Origin of the sequence: uncultured Roseovarius sp. (genome assembly GCF_947259555.1) — a bacterium.
Taxonomy (GTDB): Bacteria; Pseudomonadota; Alphaproteobacteria; order Rhodobacterales; family Rhodobacteraceae; genus Roseovarius.
Window position 1 is genome coordinate 99,211 of sequence record NZ_CAMYMD010000025.1, and the last position, 23,944, is coordinate 123,154.

At 56.8% G+C, this 23,944-nt stretch carries 26 protein-coding genes and 1 riboswitch; of the genes, 9 read left to right on the plus strand and 17 right to left on the minus strand.

Going from position 1 to position 23,944, the window contains the following annotated elements; translation table 11 throughout:
* Positions 1-113: 113 nt before the first annotated feature.
* The 3 genes from rph to hemW are packed head-to-tail and all read left to right on the plus strand — an operon-like array spanning position 114 to position 2,587.
* Complete coding sequence (gene rph, locus Q0X85_RS04085) at positions 114-830, plus strand: ribonuclease PH (protein WP_297769485.1); 717 nt, start codon at positions 114-116, stop codon at positions 828-830.
* Entirely contained in the window at positions 823-1,431 is a 609-nt protein-coding gene (rdgB, locus tag Q0X85_RS04090) for an RdgB/HAM1 family non-canonical purine NTP pyrophosphatase (RefSeq protein WP_297769366.1), read from the plus strand. Before rph ends, rdgB begins: the two co-directional genes overlap by 8 nt.
* Positions 1,424-2,587 (plus strand): radical SAM family heme chaperone HemW, encoded by a 1,164-nt coding sequence (hemW, locus tag Q0X85_RS04095; RefSeq protein WP_297769369.1) that lies wholly within the window; start codon positions 1,424-1,426, stop codon positions 2,585-2,587. The genes rdgB and hemW overlap by 8 nt, the downstream gene beginning before the upstream one ends.
* Here the strand turns inward: hemW and Q0X85_RS04100 are convergent, their stop codons facing one another.
* From Q0X85_RS04100 to hemJ, 7 genes are all read right to left on the minus strand, one after another.
* Positions 2,588-3,493, minus strand: coding sequence for a ParB/RepB/Spo0J family partition protein (locus Q0X85_RS04100; protein WP_297769372.1), 906 nt, complete (start codon positions 3,491-3,493; stop codon positions 2,588-2,590).
* 17 nt (positions 3,494-3,510) lie between these two features.
* Positions 3,511-4,320 (minus strand): AAA family ATPase, encoded by an 810-nt coding sequence (locus tag Q0X85_RS04105; protein WP_297769374.1) that lies wholly within the window; start codon positions 4,318-4,320, stop codon positions 3,511-3,513.
* Entirely contained in the window at positions 4,298-4,918 is a 621-nt protein-coding gene (gene rsmG, locus Q0X85_RS04110; protein ID WP_297769376.1) for a 16S rRNA (guanine(527)-N(7))-methyltransferase RsmG, read from the minus strand. Before rsmG ends, Q0X85_RS04105 begins: the two co-directional genes overlap by 23 nt.
* The gene (gene mnmG, locus Q0X85_RS04115; RefSeq protein ID WP_297769378.1) at positions 4,915-6,777 is read right to left on the minus strand and encodes a tRNA uridine-5-carboxymethylaminomethyl(34) synthesis enzyme MnmG; all 1,863 of its coding nucleotides are present in this window, start codon (positions 6,775-6,777) and stop codon (positions 4,915-4,917) included. Before mnmG ends, rsmG begins: the two co-directional genes overlap by 4 nt.
* Positions 6,778-6,789: 12 nt before the next feature.
* Positions 6,790-8,076, minus strand: coding sequence for a tRNA uridine-5-carboxymethylaminomethyl(34) synthesis GTPase MnmE (gene mnmE, locus Q0X85_RS04120; RefSeq protein WP_297769380.1), 1,287 nt, complete (start codon positions 8,074-8,076; stop codon positions 6,790-6,792).
* A 28-nt stretch (positions 8,077-8,104) separates the two neighbouring features.
* The gene (gene rho, locus Q0X85_RS04125; RefSeq protein ID WP_297769383.1) at positions 8,105-9,376 is read right to left on the minus strand and encodes a transcription termination factor Rho; all 1,272 of its coding nucleotides are present in this window, start codon (positions 9,374-9,376) and stop codon (positions 8,105-8,107) included.
* A gap of 121 nt (positions 9,377-9,497) precedes the next feature.
* The gene (gene hemJ, locus Q0X85_RS04130) at positions 9,498-9,947 is read right to left on the minus strand and encodes a protoporphyrinogen oxidase HemJ (protein ID WP_297769386.1); all 450 of its coding nucleotides are present in this window, start codon (positions 9,945-9,947) and stop codon (positions 9,498-9,500) included.
* Positions 9,948-10,366: 419 nt separating this feature from the next.
* On the opposite strand from hemJ, the gene Q0X85_RS04135 reads away from it, so the two are divergent.
* Genes Q0X85_RS04135 through dnaQ form a run of 4 tightly spaced genes read left to right on the plus strand, consistent with a single transcriptional unit; the run spans position 10,367 to position 13,083 of the window.
* On the plus strand, positions 10,367-10,966 hold the full coding sequence (locus Q0X85_RS04135; RefSeq protein ID WP_297769389.1) for a Maf family protein: 600 nt from the start codon (positions 10,367-10,369) through the stop codon (positions 10,964-10,966).
* Positions 10,963-11,796, plus strand: coding sequence for a shikimate dehydrogenase (locus tag Q0X85_RS04140; protein ID WP_297769392.1), 834 nt, complete (start codon positions 10,963-10,965; stop codon positions 11,794-11,796). Before Q0X85_RS04135 ends, Q0X85_RS04140 begins: the two co-directional genes overlap by 4 nt.
* Positions 11,793-12,395, plus strand: coding sequence for a dephospho-CoA kinase (coaE, locus tag Q0X85_RS04145; RefSeq protein WP_297769395.1), 603 nt, complete (start codon positions 11,793-11,795; stop codon positions 12,393-12,395). The genes Q0X85_RS04140 and coaE overlap by 4 nt, the downstream gene beginning before the upstream one ends.
* Positions 12,388-13,083 (plus strand): DNA polymerase III subunit epsilon, encoded by a 696-nt coding sequence (gene dnaQ / locus Q0X85_RS04150; protein ID WP_297769397.1) that lies wholly within the window; start codon positions 12,388-12,390, stop codon positions 13,081-13,083. Before coaE ends, dnaQ begins: the two co-directional genes overlap by 8 nt.
* Here the strand turns inward: dnaQ and secB are convergent.
* The 10 genes from secB to Q0X85_RS04200 form a co-directional block, all read right to left on the minus strand.
* Entirely contained in the window at positions 13,080-13,574 is a 495-nt protein-coding gene (gene secB, locus Q0X85_RS04155) for a protein-export chaperone SecB (RefSeq protein WP_297769400.1), read from the minus strand. The two genes, dnaQ and secB, sit on opposite strands and share 4 nt — an antisense overlap.
* A gap of 82 nt (positions 13,575-13,656) precedes the next feature.
* Complete coding sequence (tenA, locus tag Q0X85_RS04160; protein ID WP_297769403.1) at positions 13,657-14,346, minus strand: thiaminase II; 690 nt, start codon at positions 14,344-14,346, stop codon at positions 13,657-13,659.
* Entirely contained in the window at positions 14,343-15,275 is a 933-nt protein-coding gene (locus Q0X85_RS04165; RefSeq protein ID WP_297769406.1) for an ABC transporter substrate-binding protein, read from the minus strand. Before Q0X85_RS04165 ends, tenA begins: the two co-directional genes overlap by 4 nt.
* A complete protein-coding gene (locus Q0X85_RS04170) occupies positions 15,272-16,255 on the minus strand; it encodes a ThiF family adenylyltransferase (protein ID WP_297769408.1) in 984 nt (327 codons plus the stop codon). The genes Q0X85_RS04165 and Q0X85_RS04170 overlap by 4 nt, the downstream gene beginning before the upstream one ends.
* On the minus strand, positions 16,252-16,848 hold the full coding sequence (locus Q0X85_RS04175; RefSeq protein WP_297769410.1) for a thiamine phosphate synthase: 597 nt from the start codon (positions 16,846-16,848) through the stop codon (positions 16,252-16,254). Before Q0X85_RS04175 ends, Q0X85_RS04170 begins: the two co-directional genes overlap by 4 nt.
* Positions 16,848-17,618 (minus strand): thiazole synthase, encoded by a 771-nt coding sequence (locus tag Q0X85_RS04180; RefSeq protein WP_297769412.1) that lies wholly within the window; start codon positions 17,616-17,618, stop codon positions 16,848-16,850. Before Q0X85_RS04180 ends, Q0X85_RS04175 begins: the two co-directional genes overlap by 1 nt.
* A 1-nt stretch (position 17,619) precedes the next feature.
* Entirely contained in the window at positions 17,620-17,817 is a 198-nt protein-coding gene (gene thiS, locus Q0X85_RS04185; RefSeq protein ID WP_297769415.1) for a sulfur carrier protein ThiS, read from the minus strand.
* A complete protein-coding gene (locus Q0X85_RS04190; protein WP_297769418.1) occupies positions 17,801-18,787 on the minus strand; it encodes an FAD-dependent oxidoreductase in 987 nt (328 codons plus the stop codon). Before Q0X85_RS04190 ends, thiS begins: the two co-directional genes overlap by 17 nt.
* Positions 18,784-19,578: a bifunctional hydroxymethylpyrimidine kinase/phosphomethylpyrimidine kinase gene (thiD, locus tag Q0X85_RS04195; RefSeq protein ID WP_297769420.1), complete on the minus strand. Its 795-nt coding sequence runs from the start codon at positions 19,576-19,578 to the stop codon at positions 18,784-18,786. Before thiD ends, Q0X85_RS04190 begins: the two co-directional genes overlap by 4 nt.
* A 42-nt stretch (positions 19,579-19,620) precedes the next feature.
* Positions 19,621-19,723, minus strand: a riboswitch (TPP riboswitch).
* Between the two features lie 97 nt (positions 19,724-19,820).
* The gene (locus tag Q0X85_RS04200) at positions 19,821-20,750 is read right to left on the minus strand and encodes an ABC transporter ATP-binding protein (protein ID WP_297769487.1); all 930 of its coding nucleotides are present in this window, start codon (positions 20,748-20,750) and stop codon (positions 19,821-19,823) included.
* 74 nt (positions 20,751-20,824) lie between these two features.
* Here Q0X85_RS04200 and Q0X85_RS04205 point away from each other — a divergent pair, with 74 nt between their 5' ends.
* Both Q0X85_RS04205 and polA read left to right on the plus strand, forming a co-directional pair.
* Positions 20,825-21,004: a zinc-finger domain-containing protein gene (locus tag Q0X85_RS04205; RefSeq protein WP_297769423.1), complete on the plus strand. Its 180-nt coding sequence runs from the start codon at positions 20,825-20,827 to the stop codon at positions 21,002-21,004.
* Positions 21,005-21,083: 79 nt separating this feature from the next.
* Complete coding sequence (gene polA / locus Q0X85_RS04210) at positions 21,084-23,885, plus strand: DNA polymerase I (protein WP_297769425.1); 2,802 nt, start codon at positions 21,084-21,086, stop codon at positions 23,883-23,885.
* Positions 23,886-23,944 lie beyond the last annotated feature (59 nt).

Below are 23,944 nucleotides of genomic sequence, written 5' to 3' on the forward strand. Positions count from 1 at the left end.
CTGGGTTCCTGTCTGCGGCCCCATTAAAGACCGCAATTGCCCGAGGTCAATCGGGGTTGCTATTCAAGGCCGTGCGCCTGTATCCCGTGGCCAACACTGAAAGGGAATGGATCATGAGGCCATCGGGTAGAGATTTAAGTGATATGCGGCCGGTTTCAATCGAAACCGGTATATTGAAACACGCCGAGGGGTCCTGTCTTGTCAAGATCGGTGACACTCATGTTCTATGTACTGCGACAATTGAAGAGCGTGTACCGCCATTTGTAAAAGGGTCTGGATTGGGATGGGTCACAGCCGAATATGGCATGCTTCCCCGCTCTACCGGCAGCCGCATGCGCCGTGAGGCAACCGCGGGCAAGCAAGGCGGTCGCACTGTTGAAATACAACGCCTGATCGGACGGTCCTTGCGCGCGGGGGTCGACCGGGTTGCTCTTGGTGAGCGGCAGATTACCGTTGATTGTGACGTGATTCAGGCAGATGGCGGGACGCGTTGCGCATCCATTACCGGTGGTTGGGTTGCTTTGAAAATGGCAGTACAGAAGCTGATGAAAGCAGGCGATGTGGTGAGCGATCCGTTGATCGACCCTGTCGCAGCGGTTTCTTGCGGGATCTATGCGGGTCAGCCAGTTCTTGACCTCGACTATCCCGAAGACAGCGAGGCTGGAGTAGATGGAAATTTCATTATGACTGGCAGCAAACGTCTTATCGAGGTGCAGATGAGTGCGGAAGGAGCGACCTTCAGCCGCGATCAGATGAACACTCTGCTCGATCTCGCAGAGCAAGGCGTTGACCAGTTGGTCAAAAAACAGCTCGAGGCCACAAGTGCGTAGTTTTACCGGGGACCAACTACTGGTTGCAACCCATAATTCCGGCAAGCTGGAAGAGATAACTGCCCTCGTTGCACCATATGGCGTGAAAGTTATAGGTGCGGCAGAGCTTGGATTGTCTGAACCGGCAGAGACAGAGACGAGCTTTGTCGGAAACGCCAGGATCAAGGCGCAGGCCGCCGTTCAGGCAACTGGCCTGCCGGCCTTGTCTGACGACTCGGGTATCGTGATTGACGCTCTGGGCGGAGCGCCGGGTGTGTATACAGCGGATTGGGCGCAAACAGACACTGGTCGCGATTTTGGAATCGCGATGCAGAGAGCTCATGACGAGCTTGTGTCAAGCGGCTGTGCGCAGCCATGGACAGCGCGGTTTTGTTGCACACTCGTACTCGCCTGGCCGGATGGTCAGGAACAAGTCTTTGAGGGAACGGCCGAAGGTTGGATCATTTGGCCCATGCGCGGCGTCCAAGGGCATGGCTATGATCCTGTATTCCAACCCCTCGGCCATGATCTCACATTTGCAGAAATGACCTCGTACGATAAGAATCAAATCAGCCACCGCGCCGATGCGTTTCGCAAGCTGATCGCGGGTTGCTTTGCTTGAGGATTGGCAAAGCGGTGGTTTTGGGTTCTACATCCACTGGCCCTTTTGCGAGGCAAAGTGCCCATATTGCGACTTCAACAGTCATGTCGTTCAGAAAATAGATCATGATCGTTGGCGCGACGCATACCTTGATGAAATAGATCGCTACGCGGCGCTTTTACCGAACCGTGTTTTGAATACGGTCTTCTTCGGCGGCGGTACACCGAGCCTCATGCCACCCGATACAGTCGCCGCGATTCTCGATCGGATACGAAAACATTGGCCTATGGGCAATGACCCTGAAATCACTCTCGAGGCCAACCCGGGATCAGTTGAGGCAGGGCGGTTTCGAGGGTATGCTGAGGCTGGCGTATCTCGGATTTCCATGGGAATCCAGGCAATGAACGACCAAGACCTAAGGCGCCTTGGACGGCTTCATACCGTGTCAGATGCTCGGCAAGCATATGATATTGCAAGAGAAACCTTTGATCGTGTGAGCTTTGACCTTATCTACGCTCGCCAAGATCAAACCCTGGAAGGCTGGCGCACGGAGTTACGCGAGGCGATCGCAATGGCCGTTGATCATCTGTCGCTCTATCAATTGACCATTGAAGGTGGTACCGCCTTTGGAGATCGTTACAGGGCTGGCAAGTTGCGGGGTCTGCCTGATGATGATGCGGCAGCTGATATGTATGATGCCACGCAAGAGATCTGCGAAGCGGCGGGCTTGCGCGCATACGAGGTCTCCAACCACGCCAAGCCAGGCGCAGAGTCGCGCCACAATAAGATCTATTGGAACTACGGAGACTATGTCGGCATCGGGCCCGGTGCCCATGGCCGGATTACCTGCGGCGGTCGGAAGTGGGCAACCGCTGCGCATGCGCCGCCGGGTCAATGGCTGGATGGCGTAGGAAGATCTGAAACCGAGCTGCCGGCAGAACCCCTATCTCGTCAGGAACAGGCGATTGAGTATCTCTTAATGGGACTTCGTGTGATTGAGGGAATCGATATCAGACGATATGAGCGCATCTCGGGTCAATCAATTTCACATGACGCCGTCGAGCATTTGACATCACTTGGTATGGTCCGTCTTTCCGGTGATCGTTTACGGACCACAGCCAAAGGCCGCCCGGTCCTCAATGCGGTGATCCGCGAGTTACTACCGGTTGGTCATTGATTATACACTCAACATCCCGACCAAGCGGTCCAACTGATCTAGAGACTCGTAGCGTACGGTAATTTTCCCGTTTTCCTGACCCGGAACATGTTCGATCGCCACTTTCATCGACAGGGTCGCGGAAAGGTCGTCTTCTAGGGCTTTCGTATCAGCATCCTTGCTGCGCTCCTGTCGAGCCTTGGCTGATTTGCCGCTCTCGTTAAAAATATTTCCAACACCGGATTTTGCGAGCTTCTCTGTCTCGCGCACAGAGAGTGATTTCTGAATCACCCGCCGCGCCAAAGCAACCGGGTCGTCTGAGGTTATGATTGCCCGTGCGTGACCCGAGGATAACTTACCCTCACGGAGGTAACTCAAAACCTCGTCAGGCAAAGACAGGAGACGAACAGAGTTTGCGATATGGCTGCGGCTTTTTCCCAATGCATCCGCAAGTCTTTCCTGCGTATGCCCAAATTTCTGCATGAGCTGCTGATATCCAAACGCCTCTTCGACCGGGTTGAGATCAGCACGCTGGATGTTTTCAATGATAGCAACTTCTAGGACTTCTGTATCGTCGAAATTCCGAATCAAAACCGGGATTTCATGGAGCTTCGCCATCTGAGCGGCACGCCAGCGGCGTTCCCCGGCGACAATCTCGTATTCCCCAGCGCGGCCAGGAGCAGCGCGCACGATCAGAGGCTGGATTATCCCTTTTTCACTGATAGACCTCGAAAGATCTTCAAGCTGACTCGTATCGAAATCTCGACGTGGCTGGTTAGGATTGGGTCGTACCTTTTCGACCGGGACCATCAGATCCGGGCTCTGTGGGTCGTCCGTTCCTTGTTGCGTCGATTCAATCGAGACATCTGCCATAAGCGCGGATAGTCCCCGCCCCAAACCACGAGATTGTGATTTTTTTACAGTCATTACGTACTCCCCTCTTGTCAGGCCGCGATACGTGCAGTGTTCTGTAACAACTCACGAGCCAGATCACGATACGCCTGCGCGCCTTTGGACGACGGGTCATAGCTGAGGACAGACATCGCGTAAGACGGCGCCTCGCTCACACGTACATTGCGCGGTATGCGTGTCTTAAACACCAAGTCCCCAAGATTGTCTCGTGCATCCTGCTCCACCTGTGTCGACAAGTTATTACGCGCGTCGAACATCGTTAACACGACGCCTTCGATTCTAAGATTCTGATTTGCCGACTGCCGTACCTCTCGAATTGTCAGCATCAATTGCGACAAACCTTCAAGCGCAAAAAACTCACTTTGAAGCGGAACAAGAATAGAGTGGGCTGCGACCATCGCATTCACGGTCAAGAGATTAAGAGATGGCGGGCAATCGATCAGGATGTAGTCCAGGTCAAATTCGTCCATAGCACGCTGCCGCAGTGCATCATGCAATAAAAAGCTGCGTTTCTCATTTGATATCAGTTCTATATCTGCAGAGGACAAATCAACAGTCGCGGGAATGATCAATAAGTTCTCTGTTTCCGTGCGCTGGACAACGTCTCCTAGCGGGATGTCATCCAAGAGCAGATCATACGTGGTGTATTTCCGAGAATCGGCCTCCACCCCCAAGCCAGTGGACGCATTTCCTTGTGGGTCGAGGTCTACAACCAAAACATTCTCACCTGCTTCGGCCAGCGCCGCGCCAAGATTTATAGTCGTGGTCGTTTTGCCGACCCCGCCTTTCTGATTGGCAATTGCGATGATCTTGGGCCCATCAGGGCGCGTTGGATCGGACACGGGAAACTCCTGTGATGGCCATAATTACAGCATCGGCATCCGTTTTACTCTTAGCAAGGTGCAGATCGAAAAACCACTTCCTTTGCGCAACTTCCAGTTCTTTCTTCCAGGTTGCTCCCTTGGGAAAGATCGCTGTTCCTGATCTTTTAAGGTGTCGGTCTGCGAATCCGAGGAGAGTATCTAGGTCAGCAAGCGCCCGTGCCGAAAGAACATCGGCATCGAGGCCATCAAGGGCCTCGATGCGGTCATTCAAAACCCTCGCGGAGATCCCAGTCTCTCGGATGACGGTTCGCAAAAAGGCGCATTTACGCGAGTCGCTTTCCACGAGTGTAACAGACATCGGCGATTTGCTTGCGCTAGCAAGGATGGCGATAACAAGGCCCGGAAATCCACCTCCGGATCCGATGTCGGCCCAATGGCCCGTTGGAGCGTTCATAATCTCAGAGAGCTGAATGGAATCGATAAGATGCCGCGACCAGATATTATTGAGGCTATTCTTGGAAACAAGATTTATGGTCGGATTCCACTTTGCTAGCAAATCCAAGTACACTTCCAACCGCTCCTTTGTTTCACGTGAAACATCAGGTTGTTCGGTCATGCTGTTTTAGCCCGATCACGGTGGCGAAGTTTAGCAAGGATCAAGCTCAACGCTGCCGGGGTCATGCCCTCGACGCGACCCGCCTGCCCTATATTCTCCGGCCGAACGCGGGTGAGCTTGGACCGCAGTTCGCTAGAAAGACCGTCAATAGAGCCATAGTCGAATTCTCTTGGAATTACATAGGCTTCGTCCCGCCTGAGCAGCTCGACATCCCGATTCTGACGTTCGATGTAATTTGCGTACAAAGCGTCTTTCTCAAGCTGGTCACGGGTGGTCTGATCTATCGCCGAAAAGGACGGGTTTAGGCGCATCAGGTCGTCAAAACCAACATCAGGAAACGCGAGTATTTGAAACGCAGACCGACGCGCGCCATCTTGGTTCACCTTCAGACCGATATCAGCCAAGTTACGAGGCGTATACGTGCAGCGATGCAACTCCTCCCGACCATTAACCAGCTTCTCCATCTTTTCCTCGAAAATGTGCCTGCGCTTTTCTCCGACACATCCAAACTGAACACCCGTTGGCGTCAATCTCTGGTCTGCATTATCAGCACGAAGCGACAGTCGGAATTCAGCCCTCGAGGTAAACATACGATAGGGCTCACTTACCCCTCTGGTGGTCAAATCATCAATCATAACCCCGATATAGCTATCCGTTCTGCTAAAGAATACGGGAGCCATGCCAAGCGATTCTCGCGCAGCGTTCATTCCAGCCACCACGCCTTGTGCCGCCGCTTCTTCGTAACCGGTTGTTCCATTTATCTGCCCGGCGAAATAAAGACCTGGAACGGACTTTACCGACAGCCGCGTGTCAAGAGACCTCGGGTCAACGTAGTCATACTCGATGGCATAACCCGGCTGAAGGATTTTCGCCTTCTCAAGTCCAACAATCGACTGGACGTAGTCTTTCTGCACTTCTTCGGGAAGGGAAGTTGAAATACCATTGGGATAAATCACATGGTCTGACAGACTCTCCGGCTCGAGAAATATCTGATGAGAGTGTTTGTCAGCGAACCGGACAACCTTATCTTCGATGGAGGGGCAGTACCGCGGCCCAACCCCGTCGATTTGGCCACCATACATAGCTGACCGATCAAGATTTTTCCTGATGATCGCGTGTGTCTTTTCGTTTGTATGGGTAATCCCACAGGAGACTTGCCGCGCATGAGGCGTATTAGACAAAAAGGAAAAAAGAACGGGATCCTCATCACCCGGCTGAGCTTCAACACGCTGCCAATCAATTGTACTGCCATCAAGGCGGGGTGGCGTTCCAGTCTTCAAACGCCCCAATCCAAGATCAAATTCATCAAGACGCCTCGCAAGACGTTCCGAGGGTTTATCACCCATGCGGCCCCCCGGCCTTGAAACATCGCCGATGTGAATCATGCCGCGCAGGAACGTGCCAGTCGTCAGAATAACAGTCCCGGACGAAACCTCACTTCCATCGGAAAGACGCACTCCGGTAACCCGCGAGCCGTCCATAAGAAAATCAGCGGCTTCACCTTCAATGATTTCTAGTCCATCGCAGGCGTCCATTTCCCGCAACATTTCCTCGCGGTAAATTTTCCGGTCCGCCTGCGCACGCGGGCCTTGGACAGCCGGACCTTTACGCCGATTCAATAACCTGAACTGTATCCCTGCCCGGTCGGCAACACGCCCCATGACCCCATCGAGCGCGTCTATTTCCCGAACGAGGTGACCTTTTCCAAGACCCCCAATGGCCGGATTACAGGACATAACACCAATTCCGCTCCGGTTTAACGTAATCAGCGCGGTGCGCGCGCCCATTCGGGCGGCCGCGTGAGCGGCATCACAGCCCGCATGGCCACCACCGATGACGATGACATCAAAATGTTTCACGTGAAACACCCTTCACTTCCCAAGACAAAAACTGGCGAAGATTTCATCAAGTATATGCTCGACACCAATACGACCTACCAAAGAATCAAGCGCTCGAATAGCCACTCTCAACTCTTCCGAGGCAATCTCTGCCAGACCCTCCCCGCGCGGCAATATGCGAGTAGCTTGTTCCAGCGCCTCAACGCCCCGAATCATAGCATGCCGATGGCGTTCCCGCGTCGCAAGACCAACACCCGAGACCCTACTTTCCAACGTTGCGCGAATCTTCGCGATCAGCTCAGGAATCCCAACGCCCGTAGTGCCCGAAATCCCTTGTTCCCCTGTATCCAGCAAATCAGCCTTGGCTCTGATTACAATGTCCCCATCCCGCATTTCAAAATCCGGCTGAGATGGTCCGTCGACCAAATACACCCTAAGGTCAGCTCTTGCCGCCCTATCCCTTGCTCTAGCAATACCCATTGATTCGACAACATCATCTGTCTCACGCAGCCCCGCCGTATCAAGAAACGTGACCGGCAAGCCATCAAGATCCATCCGCACTTCGATGACATCCCGTGTTGTACCTGCGAACTCAGAGGTAATCGCCGCCTCCCGACCAGCCAAAGTGTTCAAGAGGGTCGATTTTCCTACATTTGGCGCCCCGACTATCGCAACCTCAAAGCCACTTCGAACACGTTCCGCCGCCGAGATGCCAGCAATCTCTCGATCCAATTCATAGATAACGCTATCCACCAGATCAGTCACTTCAGGAGTCACATCAACCGGCACGTCCTCGTCGGCAAAATCTATGGTCGCCTCCAGCAGCGCTACAGCCCGTATCAATGACGTCCGCCAAGCCTCGCACTTTTCACCGAGCGCCCCAGAGAACAAACGCAGTGCTTGCTGCCTCTGCGCCTCCGTTTCTGCATCGATCAAATCCGCCAGCCCCTCGACCTGTGCTAGATCCAGACACCCATTTTCCAAAGCTCGTCGCGTAAATTCCCCTGGCTCCGCTGGCCGCAATCCTTCGATCCGACCAAGAGCCTGAAGAACAGCTGATACAACTGCAATACTGCCATGCAATTGAAACTCGACCGTTGATTCGCCTGTGAAACTGGATTTCTCCGAAAACACCAGCACCAGCGCCTGATCCAGCCGATGCCCTTCCACATCATGCAATATTCGCAGCGTGGCCTGCCGTCTTTCTGGAATATCACCACACAGACGCTCGCAGGCCAAATGCGCATTCGGACCGCTTACGCGAACAACCGCGACACCAGCCTTACCGTGCGCTGTGGAAAGCGCATAGATCGTTTCCATCACCGCGCCCCTAAAATCTCGACGATGATCAGGTGTTCATCGAGTCGAAGAACTCCGAGTTTGTCTTTGTCTGCTTAAGCTTAGACAACAAGAACTCCACGGCATCCGTCGTGCCCATCGGGTTGAGTATGCGCCGGAGAACAAATGTCTTTTGCAGATCCAGCTTGTCGATCAGAAGATCTTCCTTTCGCGTTCCGGACTTAAGGATATCGATCGCGGGGAACACGCGCTTGTCTGCAACCTTACGATCCAGAACTATTTCAGAGTTACCCGTACCCTTGAACTCTTCAAAAATCACCTCATCCATGCGGCTACCCGTATCGATCAGAGCCGTCGCTATAATCGTAAGAGACCCCCCCTCCTCAATATTTCGCGCAGCGCCAAAGAACCGCTTGGGCCTTTGCAAAGCGTTGGCATCCACACCACCGGTCAACACCTTGCCAGAGGATGGAACAACAGTATTGTAAGCTCTGCCCAGACGGGTGATCGAGTCGAGCAAAATCACGACATCCCTCTTATGCTCAACAAGGCGCTTGGCCTTCTCGATCACCATTTCCGATACTGCAACATGGCGCGTCGCCGGCTCATCGAACGTAGAACTCACGACTTCACCCTTCACAGAGCGCTGCATGTCCGTGACTTCTTCGGGCCTCTCGTCAATCAAAAGGACAATAAGATAACATTCCGGGTGGTTCTTCTCGATACTGTTTGCGATATTCTGCAGAAGTACCGTCTTGCCCGTCCGCGGCGGCGCAACGATCAAAGAACGCTGTCCCTTGCCAATCGGAGCAACCAGATCAATCACACGCGCTGAGCGATCCTTGATCGTCGGGTCCTCGATTTCCATTTTCAGACGTTCATCAGGATAAAGCGGCGTCAGGTTATCAAATGCAATCTTGTGGCGTGCGCGCTCAGGATCCTCGAAATTGATCTGCGTAACCGACGTAAGTGCAAAGTAACGCTCTGTCTCATCGGGCTGTTTCATCTGCCCTTCAATTGTATCGCCAGTGCGCAACGCATACTGACGAATCATTTCTGGCGAAACATAAATATCATCCGGACCTGGGAGGTAATTGGCTTCCGGAGAACGTAAAAACCCAAAGCCATCTTGCAAGACTTCAAGAACGCCATCCCCATAAACCGTCCAGTCGTCTTCCGCGCGCTCCTTAAGGATCGAGAACATCATCTCACCCTTGCGCATCGTCGACGCGTTCTCGATCTCCAGCTCTTCGGCAATCGCCAACAGTTCCTTGGCGGTCAAGGCCTTCAAGTCAGACAAGTTCAAATGATCTTCGGACATTACGAATCCTATGATGGCATCCAGATAGGTGCCTCTGTCGGTAGATGATGGGAATTTACAGCGAACCCGGACGGGAGCTTGGCATCCTAATAGGCGCTATCGCACCAGTCGTCAATCAGAGTCAAAATTTGATCACGACAGAGAGCACAATAACAACCATTGCCAGCGTTGGAACTTCATTCATAAGTCTGTGCTGACGCCCGCTAAGTGTATTCTCGCCTAGCGAAAATTCTTTGCGTCTCCTGCCGAGCCAAATATGAAACCACGTCATTACCACTATACCGGCAAACTTGCTATATGGCCAAATTGAACCCCAATCTACAATTCCCGGCGTCATAACCAGAAATAGTCCAAAGATCCATGTCGCGATCATTGACGGATTCATTATGAACCGCAGAAGCTTGTATTCCATGATCTGAAAAACGGCGTCTTTACTGTCACCAAATTTGGATTGCTCCGTGTGGTAAACGAACAGCCGTGGCAAATAAAAGAGCCCTGCCATCCAAGTGATGACCGACATGATGTGAAATGCTTTTATCCAAGGATAAAGCATGGTCAGAAAATCAATCATCGAGCACTCCAGACGAGATCAGGTTTCTCTAATAATTATAAGAAAGATAAGAAAGATTGTAGTTTGATTTAGGCCAAGAAATTTCTGTGGATTATCATGTTATCAACAAGGTTATGCACCTGTGGACAGTTCGGTTAGTAATTTTTCAACCTCGTCATAATTAGCATAGTTGTACCACATAAAACATAATAAAAACAATAACTTAAATTGATAAAATGAGTATAAAAACCAACAATTAATCTGTGTATTAATGGTTCAAGAATTGGGTTTTCCTTCGTTTTAAATTATCCTCGCCCACCGTGTATTACTTTCCTTGGTCGCTTAATGAACTGCGGCTTGTCCCCCGGTGGACGCTTTGGATGGATTCTCACGTAAATTGTTCATAAGGACATCATGTCGTTGTACGAAGGGTTATCCACATGGCCATGTCGATCACACTTGCCTCTGCGTCCGCCATCCGCCAAACGCTGCTAATGAACGCAGGTCTTGAATTTGATGTCATAAAACCGCGTGTTGACGAGATTGCGCTGCGAGACTCGATGATATCGGATGGTTGTCGCCCAAGAGAGATTGTTGATGCTCTCGCTGAAATGAAGGCGCTGCGCATAAGCTCAAAGCACCCGGAAAGGCTTGTGATCGGTTGCGATCAGGTGCTTGATCTAGAAGGGCAATTGCTCTCCAAGCCGGAAACGCTCGATATCGCTCGGAGACAACTCCTGTCGTTACGAGGAAAACATCATGAGCTGTTATCCGCAGTCGTAGTCTGCGAGGCGGGCGCGCCAATCTGGCGCCATATCGGCCGCGCGCAACTGAGTGTCCGCAACTTTTCAGAGGATTGGCTGGATAGTTATTTAGATCGGAATTGGCCCCGGATTAGCGATAGTGTTGGAGCGTATAAGCTGGAAGAAGAAGGTGTCCGGCTTTTTTCACGAATTGACGGAGACTACTTCACCATTCTTGGGTTGCCTCTTCTGGATCTCTTGTCTTTTCTTACTCTCCGAGGAGACCTGCAAAAATGAGTCACGAAAAAATACCCCTCGCTGGTGTGATAGGTTCTCCCATTGCACACTCGAAGTCCCCGCAACTTCACCGTCATTGGCTCAAAACTCTCGGTATTCCAGGGTATTACATCCCAATGGATGTGGCTTCTGATGATTTAGGAAATGTTTTGCAGACTTTGCCCAAGATGGGCTTCGTCGGCGTGAATATCACCGTCCCCCATAAGGAGCGCGCGCTTGAGCTAGCCGATCTCGTCACCGATAGAGCGACATTGATCGGGGCTGCCAACACGCTCATATTTCGTAAGGATGGCAAGATTCACGCCGATAACACTGATGGATACGGATTCATTCAGAACCTTCATCAGAATGCACCAGATTGGGCCCCCAAAAGCGGACCAGCAGCCGTACTTGGGGCTGGCGGAGCTGCGCGCGCCGTTCTTGCCTCATTGCTGGATGCGGGTGTGCCTGAGATCATGATTGCCAACCGTACCCGTGTACGCGCGGAGGCACTCCAATCCGAATTCGGAACGCGTCTCACCGTTGTCGATTGGGTACAGGCAGGCAACATGCTCGAAGAGGCCACGACAGTCGTGAACACGACATCGCTTGGAATGATAGGGCAGCCACCGCTTCGTATACCACTCGACGGCCTTCAAAAAGGAACTGTGGTCAATGATCTGGTCTACGCTCCTCTTAAGACGTCACTCTTGCTAGAGGCAGAGCGGGCCGGGTGCATCGCGGTGGATGGGCTTGGAATGCTTCTTCATCAGGCTGTGCCCGCGTTTGAGCGATGGTTCGGTACAAGACCGAGCGTCGATAGTGCGACCCGGGCAGCGGCGCTCAGATGAGTTTTCTTATCGGCCTAACCGGCTCGATCGGGATGGGCAAATCAACGACGGCACGGATGTTTGCAGAAGAAGGGTGTGCATTGTGGGACGCTGACGCCGCAGTACATCGGCTCTATGCTAAGGGCGGCGCGGCGGTAAAACCGGTGTCAGCCCTTTATCCTGCGGCGATTGAAAATGATGCGGTATCGCGTTTCCAGCTCAAGCAGATCATCGCGCAAGATCCAAAAGCCTTGTCTCGAATCGAAAATCTCGTCCACCCGCTTGTGGCACAAGATCGTGCGAAGTTCATCCGTGATGAGCGCGTGAAGGGTACGGATATCATCGTTCTCGATGTCCCGCTCCTCTTCGAGACGGGGACGGACCTTGAGATGGACGCGACTGTGACAGTCAGCGTGCCCTTTGAGGTACAACGTGCCCGCGTTTTGGAGCGTGGGACGATGACGCAAGAGCAGTTGGATAATATACTGAAAAAACAAATGTCTGACCGTGAAAAACGCGCTAGGGCAGATTATGTGATTACCACCGATTCTCTTGATCACGCGCGTGATCAGGTACAGGACGTTCTAGCGAAGATCAGAGGCAGAATGAGACATGCGTGAAATCGTTCTGGATACCGAGACCACCGGTTTTGAGCCGGAAACAGGCGACAGGATAGTCGAAATAGGTGCTGTTGAACTATACAATCATATGCCCACCGGCGTTACGTTTCACAAGTATATCAATCCACAGCGCGCCATGCCGGATGAAGCATTCGCAGTGCATGGTCTGGGTGATGATTTCTTGCGAGACCAGCCCTTGTTCGCAGATGTCGCGGAGGAATTTCTGGATTTCGTGCGTGATGCCAAGCTTGTCATTCATAATGCGGCGTTTGACATGAAGTTTCTAAACGCCGAATTGGGATGGCTGAAATTACCTCAATTGCCTTGGGCTCAAGCCATTGACACGCTTGCAATTGCCCGAAGCAAATTTCCGGGTTCCCCTGCTTCCCTTGATGCACTGTGCCGGCGGTTTCAAATTGATAACTCGTCCCGCACCTTGCACGGTGCGCTGCTAGACTCGGAGATACTTGCAGAAGTCTACTTGGAATTGATCGGTGGACGCCAACCGGATTTTGCTTTGTCTTCGGCGCAATCCGACCGCAGCCGCGACCCGAGTGAAAAAACTGCCTGGCGTCCGAGTCCCAGACCTTCACCGTTGCCGACACGTCTTACCGATGAAGACTTAGCCGCCCATCAGGTTTTTGTAGACCGGATGGGCGACGCTGCCTTGTGGCGCAAGACGCGTTAGGCGTCGGCCTTTTGCTCGGATGACTGAGCCTGCCTGCGCGCAATTTCGTTGCGATAAAGCTGGACAAAATCTATGTTTTCAAGATTGAGCGGCGGAAAACCACCATCGCGTGTGACATCACTGACGATACGGCGGATAAACGGGAAGATCATCCGCGGACATTCGATCAGAAGGAACGGATGAAGCTGCTCATCCTGCACGCCTTCGATATGGAAAACGCCGACATATTCCATCTCCAGGACAAAAAGGACATCATCCGAATCCTTGTTCTTGGAGCTAATGTTGAGTTTGACCACCACCTCATACTGGTGTTCCGTGTTTCGCTTCTTCGCGTCGAGGTTGACCGCAACCTGCACATCTGGCTGGACATCGCCGCCGGTGCCGCGCTGAGCCAGCACATTTTCGAAGGACATGTCGCGGATGAATTGCGACAGGGTGTTCATCTTGATTTGCGGCGATTGCTGCGCCGCGCCATTTTCCTGTTCGGCCATGAAAACCTCCTGATGGGAATAAGCCGCTTTTCACTTAGCAGGATGCCACCCGCGCCTCAATGGCTTAGAGTGCTGCAGTTGACTATCGATCCAGCCCGAACGACAGGCCCATGTCCCAAAACGCCACTTCGAGACGCGTCGCGGTGCTGAAACGGTCACACAATCTTGTCCATCCTGGCGTCATCTCCGGCGTATCTCCTAACCGGCGTGCGACCGCCCCATCAAAGAGCGCGCCCGCGTCGCGGCAGACCTGCTGATACTCGTCGCCTGCATAGGTGGTGATCCAATCGGCATAGGGGTGATCGTCGGGCACCGGCCCCAGCCGCGCGCCGATCTCGCCATAGCCCATGACGCAGGGCGCAAGTGCTGCCAGCAGGTCAAGGAAATTCCCCGCATGCCCGGCATCGAGCACATAGCGCGTATAGGCGAGGTTGGCGGGGTGTTCCTCGGCATTGTAGAGGTCGTCCTCGCTTAGCCCCGCCTCGGCGCAGGTCTTTACGTGCAAGCTGAGTTCTTGGTTGACGAGTGCGTCCACCGTGGCCGCACAGGCGCGCATCTCTTCGAGCGCATCCGTCTTGGTCACGGCGAGTGCCCAGGCGCGGGCGAAATGGATGAGGAACACGTAATCCTGCACCAAGTAGCCGAGAAACGCCTTGCGCGGCAGCGTGCCCTCGCGCAGCCCTTCGACAAAGGCGTGATGGGTGTAGTCCGTCCAGACCGTCCCCGCCGCATCGCGCAGGCGGGGAAAGGTCGCTCCATAGGTGTCGGTCATTCTGCGTTCAGGTCCATAGCGAGGCCCGAAACGGGCGTGTCATTCTCGATCATCCCCGCGTCCAGCAGGAATCGCTCGAACCGCTTGTAGCGGGCGTGATCGAGCGCGGCGGGACGGGTGGCAAAGCGCGGGAAGGTATCGACCCAGGCTTTCTCATTCAGCTCATCCTGCAACTCGCGCGAGGTGCCGGCGAAGATCTCCCAGCTTTCTTGCGGGTGGTTCATGATGTATTGCGTCGCGCGCTCGGCGGCGTGCAGGAAGCGGCGGATCATGTCGGCATCCATCCGGTCGGGATTGGCCACATAGATCAGCTCGTCATAGGCGGGCACTCCTTCTTCCTCGATATAGAAACAGCGGCCCGGCACGCCTTCGATCTCCATCTGATTGAGCTCGAAATTGCGATAGGCCCCAATCACCGCATCCACTTGCCCCGACATCAGCGAAGGCGAGAGCGACCAGTTGACGCTGACCAGTTCGATATCGTCGAGGCTATGGCCATGTTGCGCGAGAATAGTCGAGAGCAGCACCTCCTCGACGCCCGCCACGGAAAAGCCAACCTTGCGGCCCTTGAGGTCAGCGGTGGATTTTACGGGGCCGTCCTCCAACACCAGAAGGCAATTGAGCGGGGTGGCGACCAGCGTGCCCACCCGGCGCAGCGGCAGCCCGTTCTCGATCTGCATGTGCAGTTGCGGCTGATAGGAAATCGCCAGATCGGCCTGACCGGCGGCGACCATCTTGGGCGGGTCGGAGGGATCGGCGGGGGCGATCACCTCGACCTCCAGCCCGGCCTCTTCGAAATAGCCTAGCTCTTCGGCCAGGATGATTGGCCCGTGATCGGGGTTCACGAACCAGTCGAGGATCAGGGTCATCTTGTCTTGGGCCATGGCCGGGGCGGCCAGAAAGGCGAGGATCAGGGTCAGGTATCTCATGGGTCTGTCTCCTGTTGAACATCGCCGAGGGCGATCAATGCAATCTCTCCGTCCCAATGGCCGCGCAGTCGCGTCGCGGCCTGCCACGATCGCAGGCCGGACCGGCAGGCCAGCACGGCGCGTACGCCTTGGGGGGTCGTGTCGGGGTGGTCGAATTCGGTGACCGTGCGCCGGGTGGCGTTTGGCAGGGCCGGGCCGGGTTCATCCTCTGCCCGCAGATCGACGAGCCAATCGGCCTTGGTGATTTGCGCAGGCGCGAGGAAGCCGAAACCGTCCTCCGGCTCGGGAGCGCCGTCGAAACGGAAGCCGCCGAAGCGGTGACCAATGGCCTCGAAACTGACGAGTTGACCGAGAGGTTGGGGCTCCATTCGCGCCAAAACCTCCATCGCCATTTGCGCCTGAAGACTACCCAGAACCCCCACGCAAGGCCCCAGCACGCCATCTGTATCGCAACTGCCCAACCGATCCGGCAGGTCGGGGAATACTGCGCGCAGGGACGGTGCGCCACCGCAGAACCCGCCGCAATATCCGGAGGTGCCCACGATCGACGCGCTGATGAATGGCTTACCCTGCTCAAGGCAGGTATCGGACAGCACATAGCTCGCTGCGAAACTGTCGGCGCAATCCAGAACCAGATCAGCAGCGACCACGTGATCCGATGCATTCAACGGATCAAGCGGCTCTGACACGGCGGAAACCTCACAGTCGGGGTTGAGCGTGGCCATATGCTCGGCGGCAACCTGCGCCTTGGGCAGGCCGACATCCTCCATGCGAAACAGCGTTTGACGGTGCAGGTTGCTCAGGGACACCCGGTCGCCATCCATCAGCGTGATCCGCCCCACGCCCGCGCCCACAAGGTACGGCAGCACGGGCGCGGCAAGCCCGCCAGCGCCAACAACCAGCACATGCGCCGCGCCGAGCCGGGCCTGCCCCCCTGCCCCGAACTCGGGCAGGGCGATCTGGCGGGCGTAGCGGGTCATGTTGTGGCCTCGATCCATTGCCGCACCCGCGCCTCCGGATCGGCGTTCAGCGTGATATCCGTCACCGCCGAGACCACATCTGCCCCTGCCTCAAAGGCGCCCTGCGCACGCTCCACCGACATGCCGCCAATGGCAACGAGTGGTATATCACCAATCAGGCGCTTCCACTCCGTCACCTTCTCCAGCCCCTGTTCGTCCCATTTCATTTTCTTGAGAATGGTGGGGTAGACCGGGCCGAGGGCCACATAGTCGGGATCGTGTGACAGCGCGCGGTCCAGTTCGGCATGGTCATGGGTGCTGAGGCCCAGCTTGATCCCGGCGCGGCGAATGGCGGCGATGTCAGCGGTGTCGAGATCCTCTTGCCCGAGATGCACCCAGTCGCACCCCTCATCAATCGCCACCTGCCAGTGATCATTGACCACAAGGATCGCACCAGCCTCCCGACACAGCCTCTGCGCCTGCGCCATCTGCTGTTCAAGCGCATCGCCGGTCAACTCCTTGACCCTGAGTTGCACCAGCCCGACGCCAAGCGGCAAAAGGCGGCGCAGCCATGCGACGTCATCGAATATCGGGTAGAAACGCGGCAAGGCCATCAGGTAAACGCCCTCCCAAGCACTGGTGTCGAAGGCGCGGCCATGTCGCGCGGCTCCATTGGGTCAGCCTTGAACCCCAGACGACCGGCTTCCAGCGCGCGAGCGAATCCCTCGGCCATCGCCGCCGGATCGCCCGCCTTGGCAACGGCGGTGTTGAGCAGCACGGCGTCGTAGCCAAGTTCCATCGCATGTGCGGCCTGTGAAGGCAGGCCCAGCCCGGCGTCGATCACAAGCGGAAGGTCGGGGAAATGCGCGCGCAAGCTGCGCAGCCCGTAGATATTGTTGAGCCCCAACCCCGTACCGATGGGCGCGCCCCAGGGCATAAGCACCCGGCACCCGGCTTCGACCAGCCGCTCGCAGAGCACCAGATCCTCGGTGCAATAGGGAAACACCTGAAAGCCGTCATCGGTCAGGATGCGCGCCGCTTCGACAAGGCCGAACGGGTCGGGCTGTAACGTGTCGGCGTGGCCGATCACCTCCAGCTTGATCCAGCTGGTGTCAAAGAGTTCCCGCGCCATCTGCGCTGTGGTCACCGCCTCGCGCACCGAATGGCACCCGGCGGTGTTGGGCAGGACATGTACGCCCAGATCGCCGATCATGTCCCAAAATGCCTGTCCCGCGCGTTCATCCCCCGCCTCGCGGCGCACCGACACGGTGGCGATGTCCGCGCCGGAGCGTTTGAATGCCTCGGCGAGGATCGCGGGCGAGGGGTATTGCGCAGTGCCTAGCATAAGCCGCGATTTGATCTCGGTGTCGTAGTAGATCGGCATGTCAGCCCCCTTGCCGTGGGGCCACGATCTCTACACGATCCCCACTACTCAGTCTCTGTTCTGGCCTGAGGGCGGCTGGAATGAAATTCTCATTCAGCGCCGTTGCAACCTTGGCCTCGCCGTAACCCTGCTCGATCAATAGCGCGTCGAGTGTCATGGCGGCGGTTTCCTCTGCGGTTCCGTTAACCGTGATCTTCATGATAAAACTCCGGTGCTTCGTTCTCGCGCGTTGCCACCCCGGCGGCCATGCGCGCGACGGCGGGTGATAACAGAAATCCGTGGCGAAATAGGCCGTTGACATGGATCGTCTCGCCCTTGCGAGTGACGCGCGGCAAGTTGTCGGGGAAGGCCGGGCGCGCGTCGGCTCCGATCTCCATCACCTCGGCCTCGCCAAAGGCCGGGTGCAGGGCATAGGCGGCAGAGAGCAGTTCCATCACCGACCGCGCCGAGGCGCGCCCCTTCTCCTCGCTCTCGATCTGTGTGGCCCCCAACATGAAAACGCCATCGCCGCGCGGCACGATGTAGAGCGGGAAACGGGGGTGCAGAAGGCGAATGGGACGGGACAGGGTCACATCCGCCGAGCGCAGCACGACCATCTCGCCCTTGACGCCGCGCAGGTCGGGCAGACTGTCCTGTGCGGCAAGCCCGCGACAGTCGATCACAGGGCCGGTGGGAGCAGCGTCGCTTTGCTCGAACCGCGCACCCGCGTCCTCCAGGCGCTTGCGCAGATGCAAGAGCGCCGCGCGCGGGTCAATATGCGCCTCGTCGGCGAAGTAGAGCGCGCGGTCGTGGCGGTCAGCCAGATGCGGCTCTAACACGGTCAGATCGGCACCTGTAACCAGGCGATGCCCCGTGGTGCGCCGGGCGAATTGGTCGAGTTCGCGGCGGTCGCGTTCCAGCGTTACCATCAGCGAGCCGCGCCGGATCACCTCGACGCCCTGCGCCTGCCACCAATCGGCGGCCTCTTGCCCTAATCGCATGACGGGTTCCTCGGCGGTGAAGCCCTCGCAGAAGGGTGCGAGCATGCCACCCGCCCACCACGAACAGCCATGCGCGCCGGGCGAAGGCGCGGGATCGCGCAGGGTGACAGCAACGCCTCGGCTGATGAGTTCGGTGGCGACGCACAGCCCCACGATGCCAGCGCCGCGGATGGTGACAGCTTCGGTCATCTCCAAACCTCGTGAAAATGATGCACCGGCCCGTGCCCGTGCCCGATCTGCAGCCCGTCAGCGGCCAGTATCGCGCGGTGCAGCCAGTCATGGGCGGTTTCGACAGCCTCGGGCAGGGTCAGTCCCTTTGCCAGCCCCGCCGCGATGGCCGAGGACAGCGTGCACCCGGTGCCATGCGTGTTGCGTGTGGCGATGCGGGGGGCGTCGAGGCGCATAACCTCATCGGAGATAAGCCAGTCGGTGCAGGTCTCGCCCTGTGCGTGCCCGCCCTTCATCAGCACAGCCTTGGCCCCCATCTCGCGCAGCCGCGCGCCTTGATTCTGCATCTCGGTGTCGGTTTCTGCCTCGGCACAGCCCAACAAAGCCGCCGCTTCGGGCAGGTTTGGCGTCAGAAGGTCGGCGCGCGGCAGAAGACGCGCGATCAGCGCCGCGCGCGCGGCATCCGGAAGAAGCCGGGCACCGGACTTTGCCACCATTACCGGATCGAGCACCACGGGGCCGTGATACCCTTCCAGCGCCTGCGTCACCGTCGCGATCAACTCGGCATCGCCCAGCATGCCGATCTTGATGCAATCGACTCTGATATCGCCCAAAACGTCCGCAATCTGCGCCGCGACGGTCGGGTTGGGGATAGGGTGCACATCGGTCACGACACAGGTGTTTTGCGCGGTCACGGCGGTGATCACGCTGGTGCCATAAACGCCCAATGCCGAAAAGGTCTTGAGATCGGCCTGAATTCCAGCGCCGCCACCGCTGTCGGAGCCTGCGATTGTCAAAGCTGTGGCAGCCATTGCCGTTCCTCTTATTTTTCGGGGAACGGACAGGCGGCGCATGGTGCGCATCGGTCCGTTCCCTACGCCGGTTTTAACCGGATCAGGTTCGATGGGTTGACGCTAAGCCTCTCAGCCCGATAGACGGGCACCCCAACGGATTCAGCAAATTGGTAACAGTCGTGTGGGTACATCGCAAGACCGAAGTCGTATCCTTGGCTTCAGCTGTTTTGGTCGGAACTCAGACTTGCAAGCGACCGCAGTTATCGGCTGCGGGTCAATTCAAGAAACACATCCTGCAAATCGGCTTGCTCGGTTTTCACATCTCGTATTGATATTCCAGCCTCGCGGACCGCCGCCAATACTGTCTCGGCGGGTGTTTTCGCAGAGTGATAAGTGATCTCTATTGCGCCTCCGTCGCGCCGCGATACAGTCAGTCCGGAGCCTTGCGGAAGCGTTTCCACCGGGCCACCCGGTTGGATTATCATTGTCTTCACATCGAGGCGTCCCAGCAAGTTTGATGTCGAATCCCGGGCGACGACCTTGCCAAGGTTGATGATCGCAATCTCATCGCACATTTCTTCGGCCTCTTCGAGGTAATGGGTCGTCAGGATGATTGTCATTCCCTCGCGGTTGAGCTGCCGTACATTTTCCCACAGCATCTGCCGCAACTCGATATCGACACCCGCCGTCGGTTCATCAAGCACAAGGATATGCGGATGATGCACCAATGCCTTGCCCAAGAGCAACCGCCGCCGCATGCCGCCCGAGAGGGTGCGTGCATAGGCATCGGCCTTGTCCTCCAGCCCGATCAGCCGCAGGATTTCGTCACTGCGCCGCTGTTTTCGGGGCACGCCGTATAGGCCCGCCTGAACCTCCAGCGCTCCGCGCGGTGTAAAAAACGGATCCAGGTTCAATTCCTGCGGCATTACCCCGATCGAGGCGCGGCTCTGACGTGGATTGTGATCCTGATCAAACCCCCAGATCGTCACCTGACCGGCGGTTTTAACAACTAGCCCTGCCAGAATGTTGATCAGCGTCGATTTCCCGGCGCCGTTCGGCCCCAGCAGGCCAAAGACCGATCCCTGTGGAATATCCAGATCGACGTTACTGAGCGCCTGTTTTGCAGGGCTCTTGCCCTGACCTTCATAGGTTTTCGTCAATCCCCGGATTTCAATGGCATTTGCGGCCATGCTGCTCTTGCCCCTCGGCTTGGCTTCACTCATATTCGCACCTAGTGGAAAGCACGGCAAAAGGAAACGCCCACATGGCAACCGAAGCCCCGGAAACTCGTATCGTGGAAAACTACCGCGTCGCCTGCGACGGGGGCGAGGGCGCATTGGGCCATCCTCGCGTCTGGCTACAGATTCCGCGTGAGACGGGCTATGTCGAATGCCCTTATTGCGATGCCATGCTCATTCATCGCGATTTCGAGGGCAAGGTCTGATCGACCGGTCTCGCGCTTCTGACAGGCCTCGGAGTTTGAGTATTTTTGGAAAGATGGAGCCTGATCGGGAGGGCGACGCATGTCATTCGGAAAAGGCTGTCATCTGCATCTGATCGACGGTTCGGCCTTTATTTTCAGAGCTTATCACGCCCTGCCGCCGCTGACACGGAAATCCGACGGTTTGCCGATCGGGGCGGTGTCGGGCTTTTGCAACATGCTGCAGCGCTATGTCGAGGGCAACAACGGCCATGATGCCCCCACCCATGTGGCGGTGATCTTTGACAAGGGCAGCCACACGTTCCGCAACGATCTTTATGACGCCTATAAGGCCAATCGCGAGGCGATGCCCGAGGATCTGCGCCCGCAAATTCCGCTGACGCGCGATGCCACCCGCGCCTTCAACATCGCCTGCGAGGAAATCGAGGGCTATGAGGCCGATGATATCATCGCCACGCTCGCCTGTCAGGCGCGCGACCTAGGCGGGCGGGTGACGATCATCAGTTCCGACAAGGACCTGATGCAGCTGGTCGGCAACGGTGTCGAAATGCTAGACGCGATGAAGAACCGCCGCATCGATGTTGACGGCGTGCGCGAGAAATTCGGGGTGGACCCGGGCCGCGTGGTCGATGTGCAGGCCCTGGCCGGTGACAGTGTCGACAATATCCCCGGCGCGCCCGGAATCGGGATCAAGACGGCGGCCCTTCTTATCAATGAATTCGGCTCTCTCGAAGATCTCCTTGACCGGGCCGAGGAAATCAAACAGCCCAAGCGCCGCGAGACCCTGTTGGCAAAGCGCGAACAGATCGAGATGTCCAAACGTTTGGTGCAGCTTGACTGCAACACGCCGCTCGACTTCACGCTGGATGATCTCGAGGTGCGTGATCCCGATCCCGACACGCTGCTCGGTTTTCTGGCCGAAATGGAGTTTCGTACGCTTTCCAAGCGGATTGCGGACGCACTGGGTGAGGATGCGCCCGTGATTCCCGAACCCGCTTCGGAGGCCACAGAGGATGCACCGAAAGCCCCAGATTGGCCCGGAATAGAGCCTGATACCTACACGCGCGTCAGCGATATGGCGACGCTGGAGGACTGGATCGCCACGATTCGCGCGCAGGGCTTTGTTGCCATCGACACCGAGACCACCTCGCTCAATGAAATGCAGGCCGATCTGGTGGGTATATCGCTGGCCACAACGCCCGGCACCGCCTGCTACATCCCGCTTGGGCACAAGGACGGCGCATCGGATGACCTTTTCGGCTCGGATACGCTGGCAGAGGGGCAGTTGCCGATGCAGGACGTGCTGGATGCGCTCAAGCCGGTGCTTGAGGATGACGCGATCCTCAAGATCGGGCAGAACATGAAGTACGATGCCAAGATTCTTGCCGGCCACGGCCTCACCATCGCGCCCATCGACGACACCATGCTGATGTCCTACGCGCTGCACGCGGGCGAGCATGGGCACGGCATGGATACGCTGTCGGAGCGGTATCTCAGCCACGATCCGATCCCGATCAAGTCGCTTCTGGGTTCTGGCAAGTCCGCCATCACATTCGACCGTGTGCCGCTTGACGAGGCGGTTAAATACGCCGCCGAGGATGCCGATATCACCCTGCGCCTGTGGCATATCTTCAAGCCGCAGCTGCACCGCGCCAGCGTCACCACCGTCTATGAAACGCTGGAACGTCCGCTTGTTCCGGTTCTCGCCCGGATGGAGCGGCACGGCGTCAAGGTCGACCGCGAGACGCTGCGCGCTATGTCAGGCAAGTTCGCGCAGAAAATGGCTGGATTAGAGTCTGAAATCCACGAGCTGGCCGGGCGTAGCTTCAATGTCGGCTCTCCCAAGCAGTTGGGTGAGATCCTTTTTGATGAAATGGGCCTCGGCGGGGGCAAGAAGGGCAAGACCGGCGCCTATGCCACCGGTGCCGATGTGCTTGAGGATCTGGCGACGGAGCACGAGCTGCCTGCCCGCGTGCTCGACTGGCGGCAATTGTCGAAACTGAAATCGACCTACACGGACGCGTTGCAGGATCACATCGACCCTGACACTGGCCGGGTGCATACATCTTACGTTCAGACCGGGGCCAATACCGGGCGTCTCGCCTCGACCGATCCGAACCTGCAGAATATCCCTGTGCGCTCCGAAGAGGGCCGGCGTATTCGCGAGGCCTTTGTCGCAGAGCAGGGAAATCGCCTTGTCAGTCTCGATTACAGCCAGATCGAGCTTCGTATCCTCGCCCATGTGGCGCAGATCGACTCGCTCAAACAGGCGTTCCGTGACGGCCAGGACATTCACGCCATGACTGCAAGCGAGATGTTCAACGTGCCGATGGACGAGATGACACCCGAGGTGCGCCGTCAGGCCAAGGCGATCAATTTCGGGGTGATCTACGGCATTTCCGGCTTTGGCCTCGCGCGCAACCTGCGCATCCCGAGGTCAGAGGCGCAGGGCTTTATCGACCGTTACTTCGAGCGCTTTCCAGGCATCAAGGATTACATGGACGCAACCGTTTCCTTCGCCAAGGAACATCGCCATGTTCAAACCCTGTTTGGTCGTAAGATCCATACCCCCGAGATCTCAGCCAAGGGCCCGCGCGCAGGCTTTGCCCGCCGTGCCGCAATCAACGCGCCAATTCAGGGCACCGCCGCCGACATCATCCGGCGCGCCATGATCCGCATGCCCGGCGCGATCGAGGGGCTGCCCTGCAAGATGCTGCTACAGGTGCATGACGAACTGATCTTCGAGGTGGCAGAGCACAGCACCGACCGCCTGATCGAAGTGGCCCGCGACGTCATGCAGGGCGCCACCGACCCGGCGGTCCATCTAGACGTACCGCTGGTGGTGGATGCCGGGCAGGGTGCCAACTGGGCCGAGGCGCATTGACGGCGTCCGGTCACAATGAAGGGTGACTTTTCTACGAAGAACGGTTAGACAAATTACGT

Coding starts and splice junctions, on each gene's coding strand:
- rph (WP_297769485.1), top strand. CDS start 114: ATGAGGCCATCGGGTAGAGATTTAAGTGATATGCGGCCGGTTTCAATC.
- Q0X85_RS04100 (WP_297769372.1), bottom strand. CDS start 3,493: ATGACTGTAAAAAAATCACAATCTCGTGGTTTGGGGCGGGGACTATCC.
- rsmG (WP_297769376.1), bottom strand. CDS start 4,918: ATGACCGAACAACCTGATGTTTCACGTGAAACAAAGGAGCGGTTGGAA.
- mnmE (WP_297769380.1), bottom strand. CDS start 8,076: ATGGAAACGATCTATGCGCTTTCCACAGCGCACGGTAAGGCTGGTGTC.
- rho (WP_297769383.1), bottom strand. CDS start 9,376: ATGTCCGAAGATCATTTGAACTTGTCTGACTTGAAGGCCTTGACCGCC.
- hemJ (WP_297769386.1), bottom strand. CDS start 9,947: ATGATTGATTTTCTGACCATGCTTTATCCTTGGATAAAAGCATTTCAC.
- Q0X85_RS04135 (WP_297769389.1), top strand. CDS start 10,367: ATGGCCATGTCGATCACACTTGCCTCTGCGTCCGCCATCCGCCAAACG.
- Q0X85_RS04140 (WP_297769392.1), top strand. CDS start 10,963: ATGAGTCACGAAAAAATACCCCTCGCTGGTGTGATAGGTTCTCCCATT.
- coaE (WP_297769395.1), top strand. CDS start 11,793: ATGAGTTTTCTTATCGGCCTAACCGGCTCGATCGGGATGGGCAAATCA.
- dnaQ (WP_297769397.1), top strand. CDS start 12,388: ATGCGTGAAATCGTTCTGGATACCGAGACCACCGGTTTTGAGCCGGAA.
- secB (WP_297769400.1), bottom strand. CDS start 13,574: ATGGCCGAACAGGAAAATGGCGCGGCGCAGCAATCGCCGCAAATCAAG.
- tenA (WP_297769403.1), bottom strand. CDS start 14,346: ATGACCGACACCTATGGAGCGACCTTTCCCCGCCTGCGCGATGCGGCG.
- Q0X85_RS04165 (WP_297769406.1), bottom strand. CDS start 15,275: ATGAGATACCTGACCCTGATCCTCGCCTTTCTGGCCGCCCCGGCCATG.
- Q0X85_RS04170 (WP_297769408.1), bottom strand. CDS start 16,255: ATGACCCGCTACGCCCGCCAGATCGCCCTGCCCGAGTTCGGGGCAGGG.
- Q0X85_RS04175 (WP_297769410.1), bottom strand. CDS start 16,848: ATGGCCTTGCCGCGTTTCTACCCGATATTCGATGACGTCGCATGGCTG.
- Q0X85_RS04180 (WP_297769412.1), bottom strand. CDS start 17,618: ATGCCGATCTACTACGACACCGAGATCAAATCGCGGCTTATGCTAGGC.
- thiS (WP_297769415.1), bottom strand. CDS start 17,817: ATGAAGATCACGGTTAACGGAACCGCAGAGGAAACCGCCGCCATGACA.
- Q0X85_RS04190 (WP_297769418.1), bottom strand. CDS start 18,787: ATGACCGAAGCTGTCACCATCCGCGGCGCTGGCATCGTGGGGCTGTGC.
- thiD (WP_297769420.1), bottom strand. CDS start 19,578: ATGGCTGCCACAGCTTTGACAATCGCAGGCTCCGACAGCGGTGGCGGC.
- Q0X85_RS04200 (WP_297769487.1), bottom strand. CDS start 20,750: ATGGCCGCAAATGCCATTGAAATCCGGGGATTGACGAAAACCTATGAA.
- Q0X85_RS04205 (WP_297769423.1), top strand. CDS start 20,825: ATGGCAACCGAAGCCCCGGAAACTCGTATCGTGGAAAACTACCGCGTC.
- polA (WP_297769425.1), top strand. CDS start 21,084: ATGTCATTCGGAAAAGGCTGTCATCTGCATCTGATCGACGGTTCGGCC.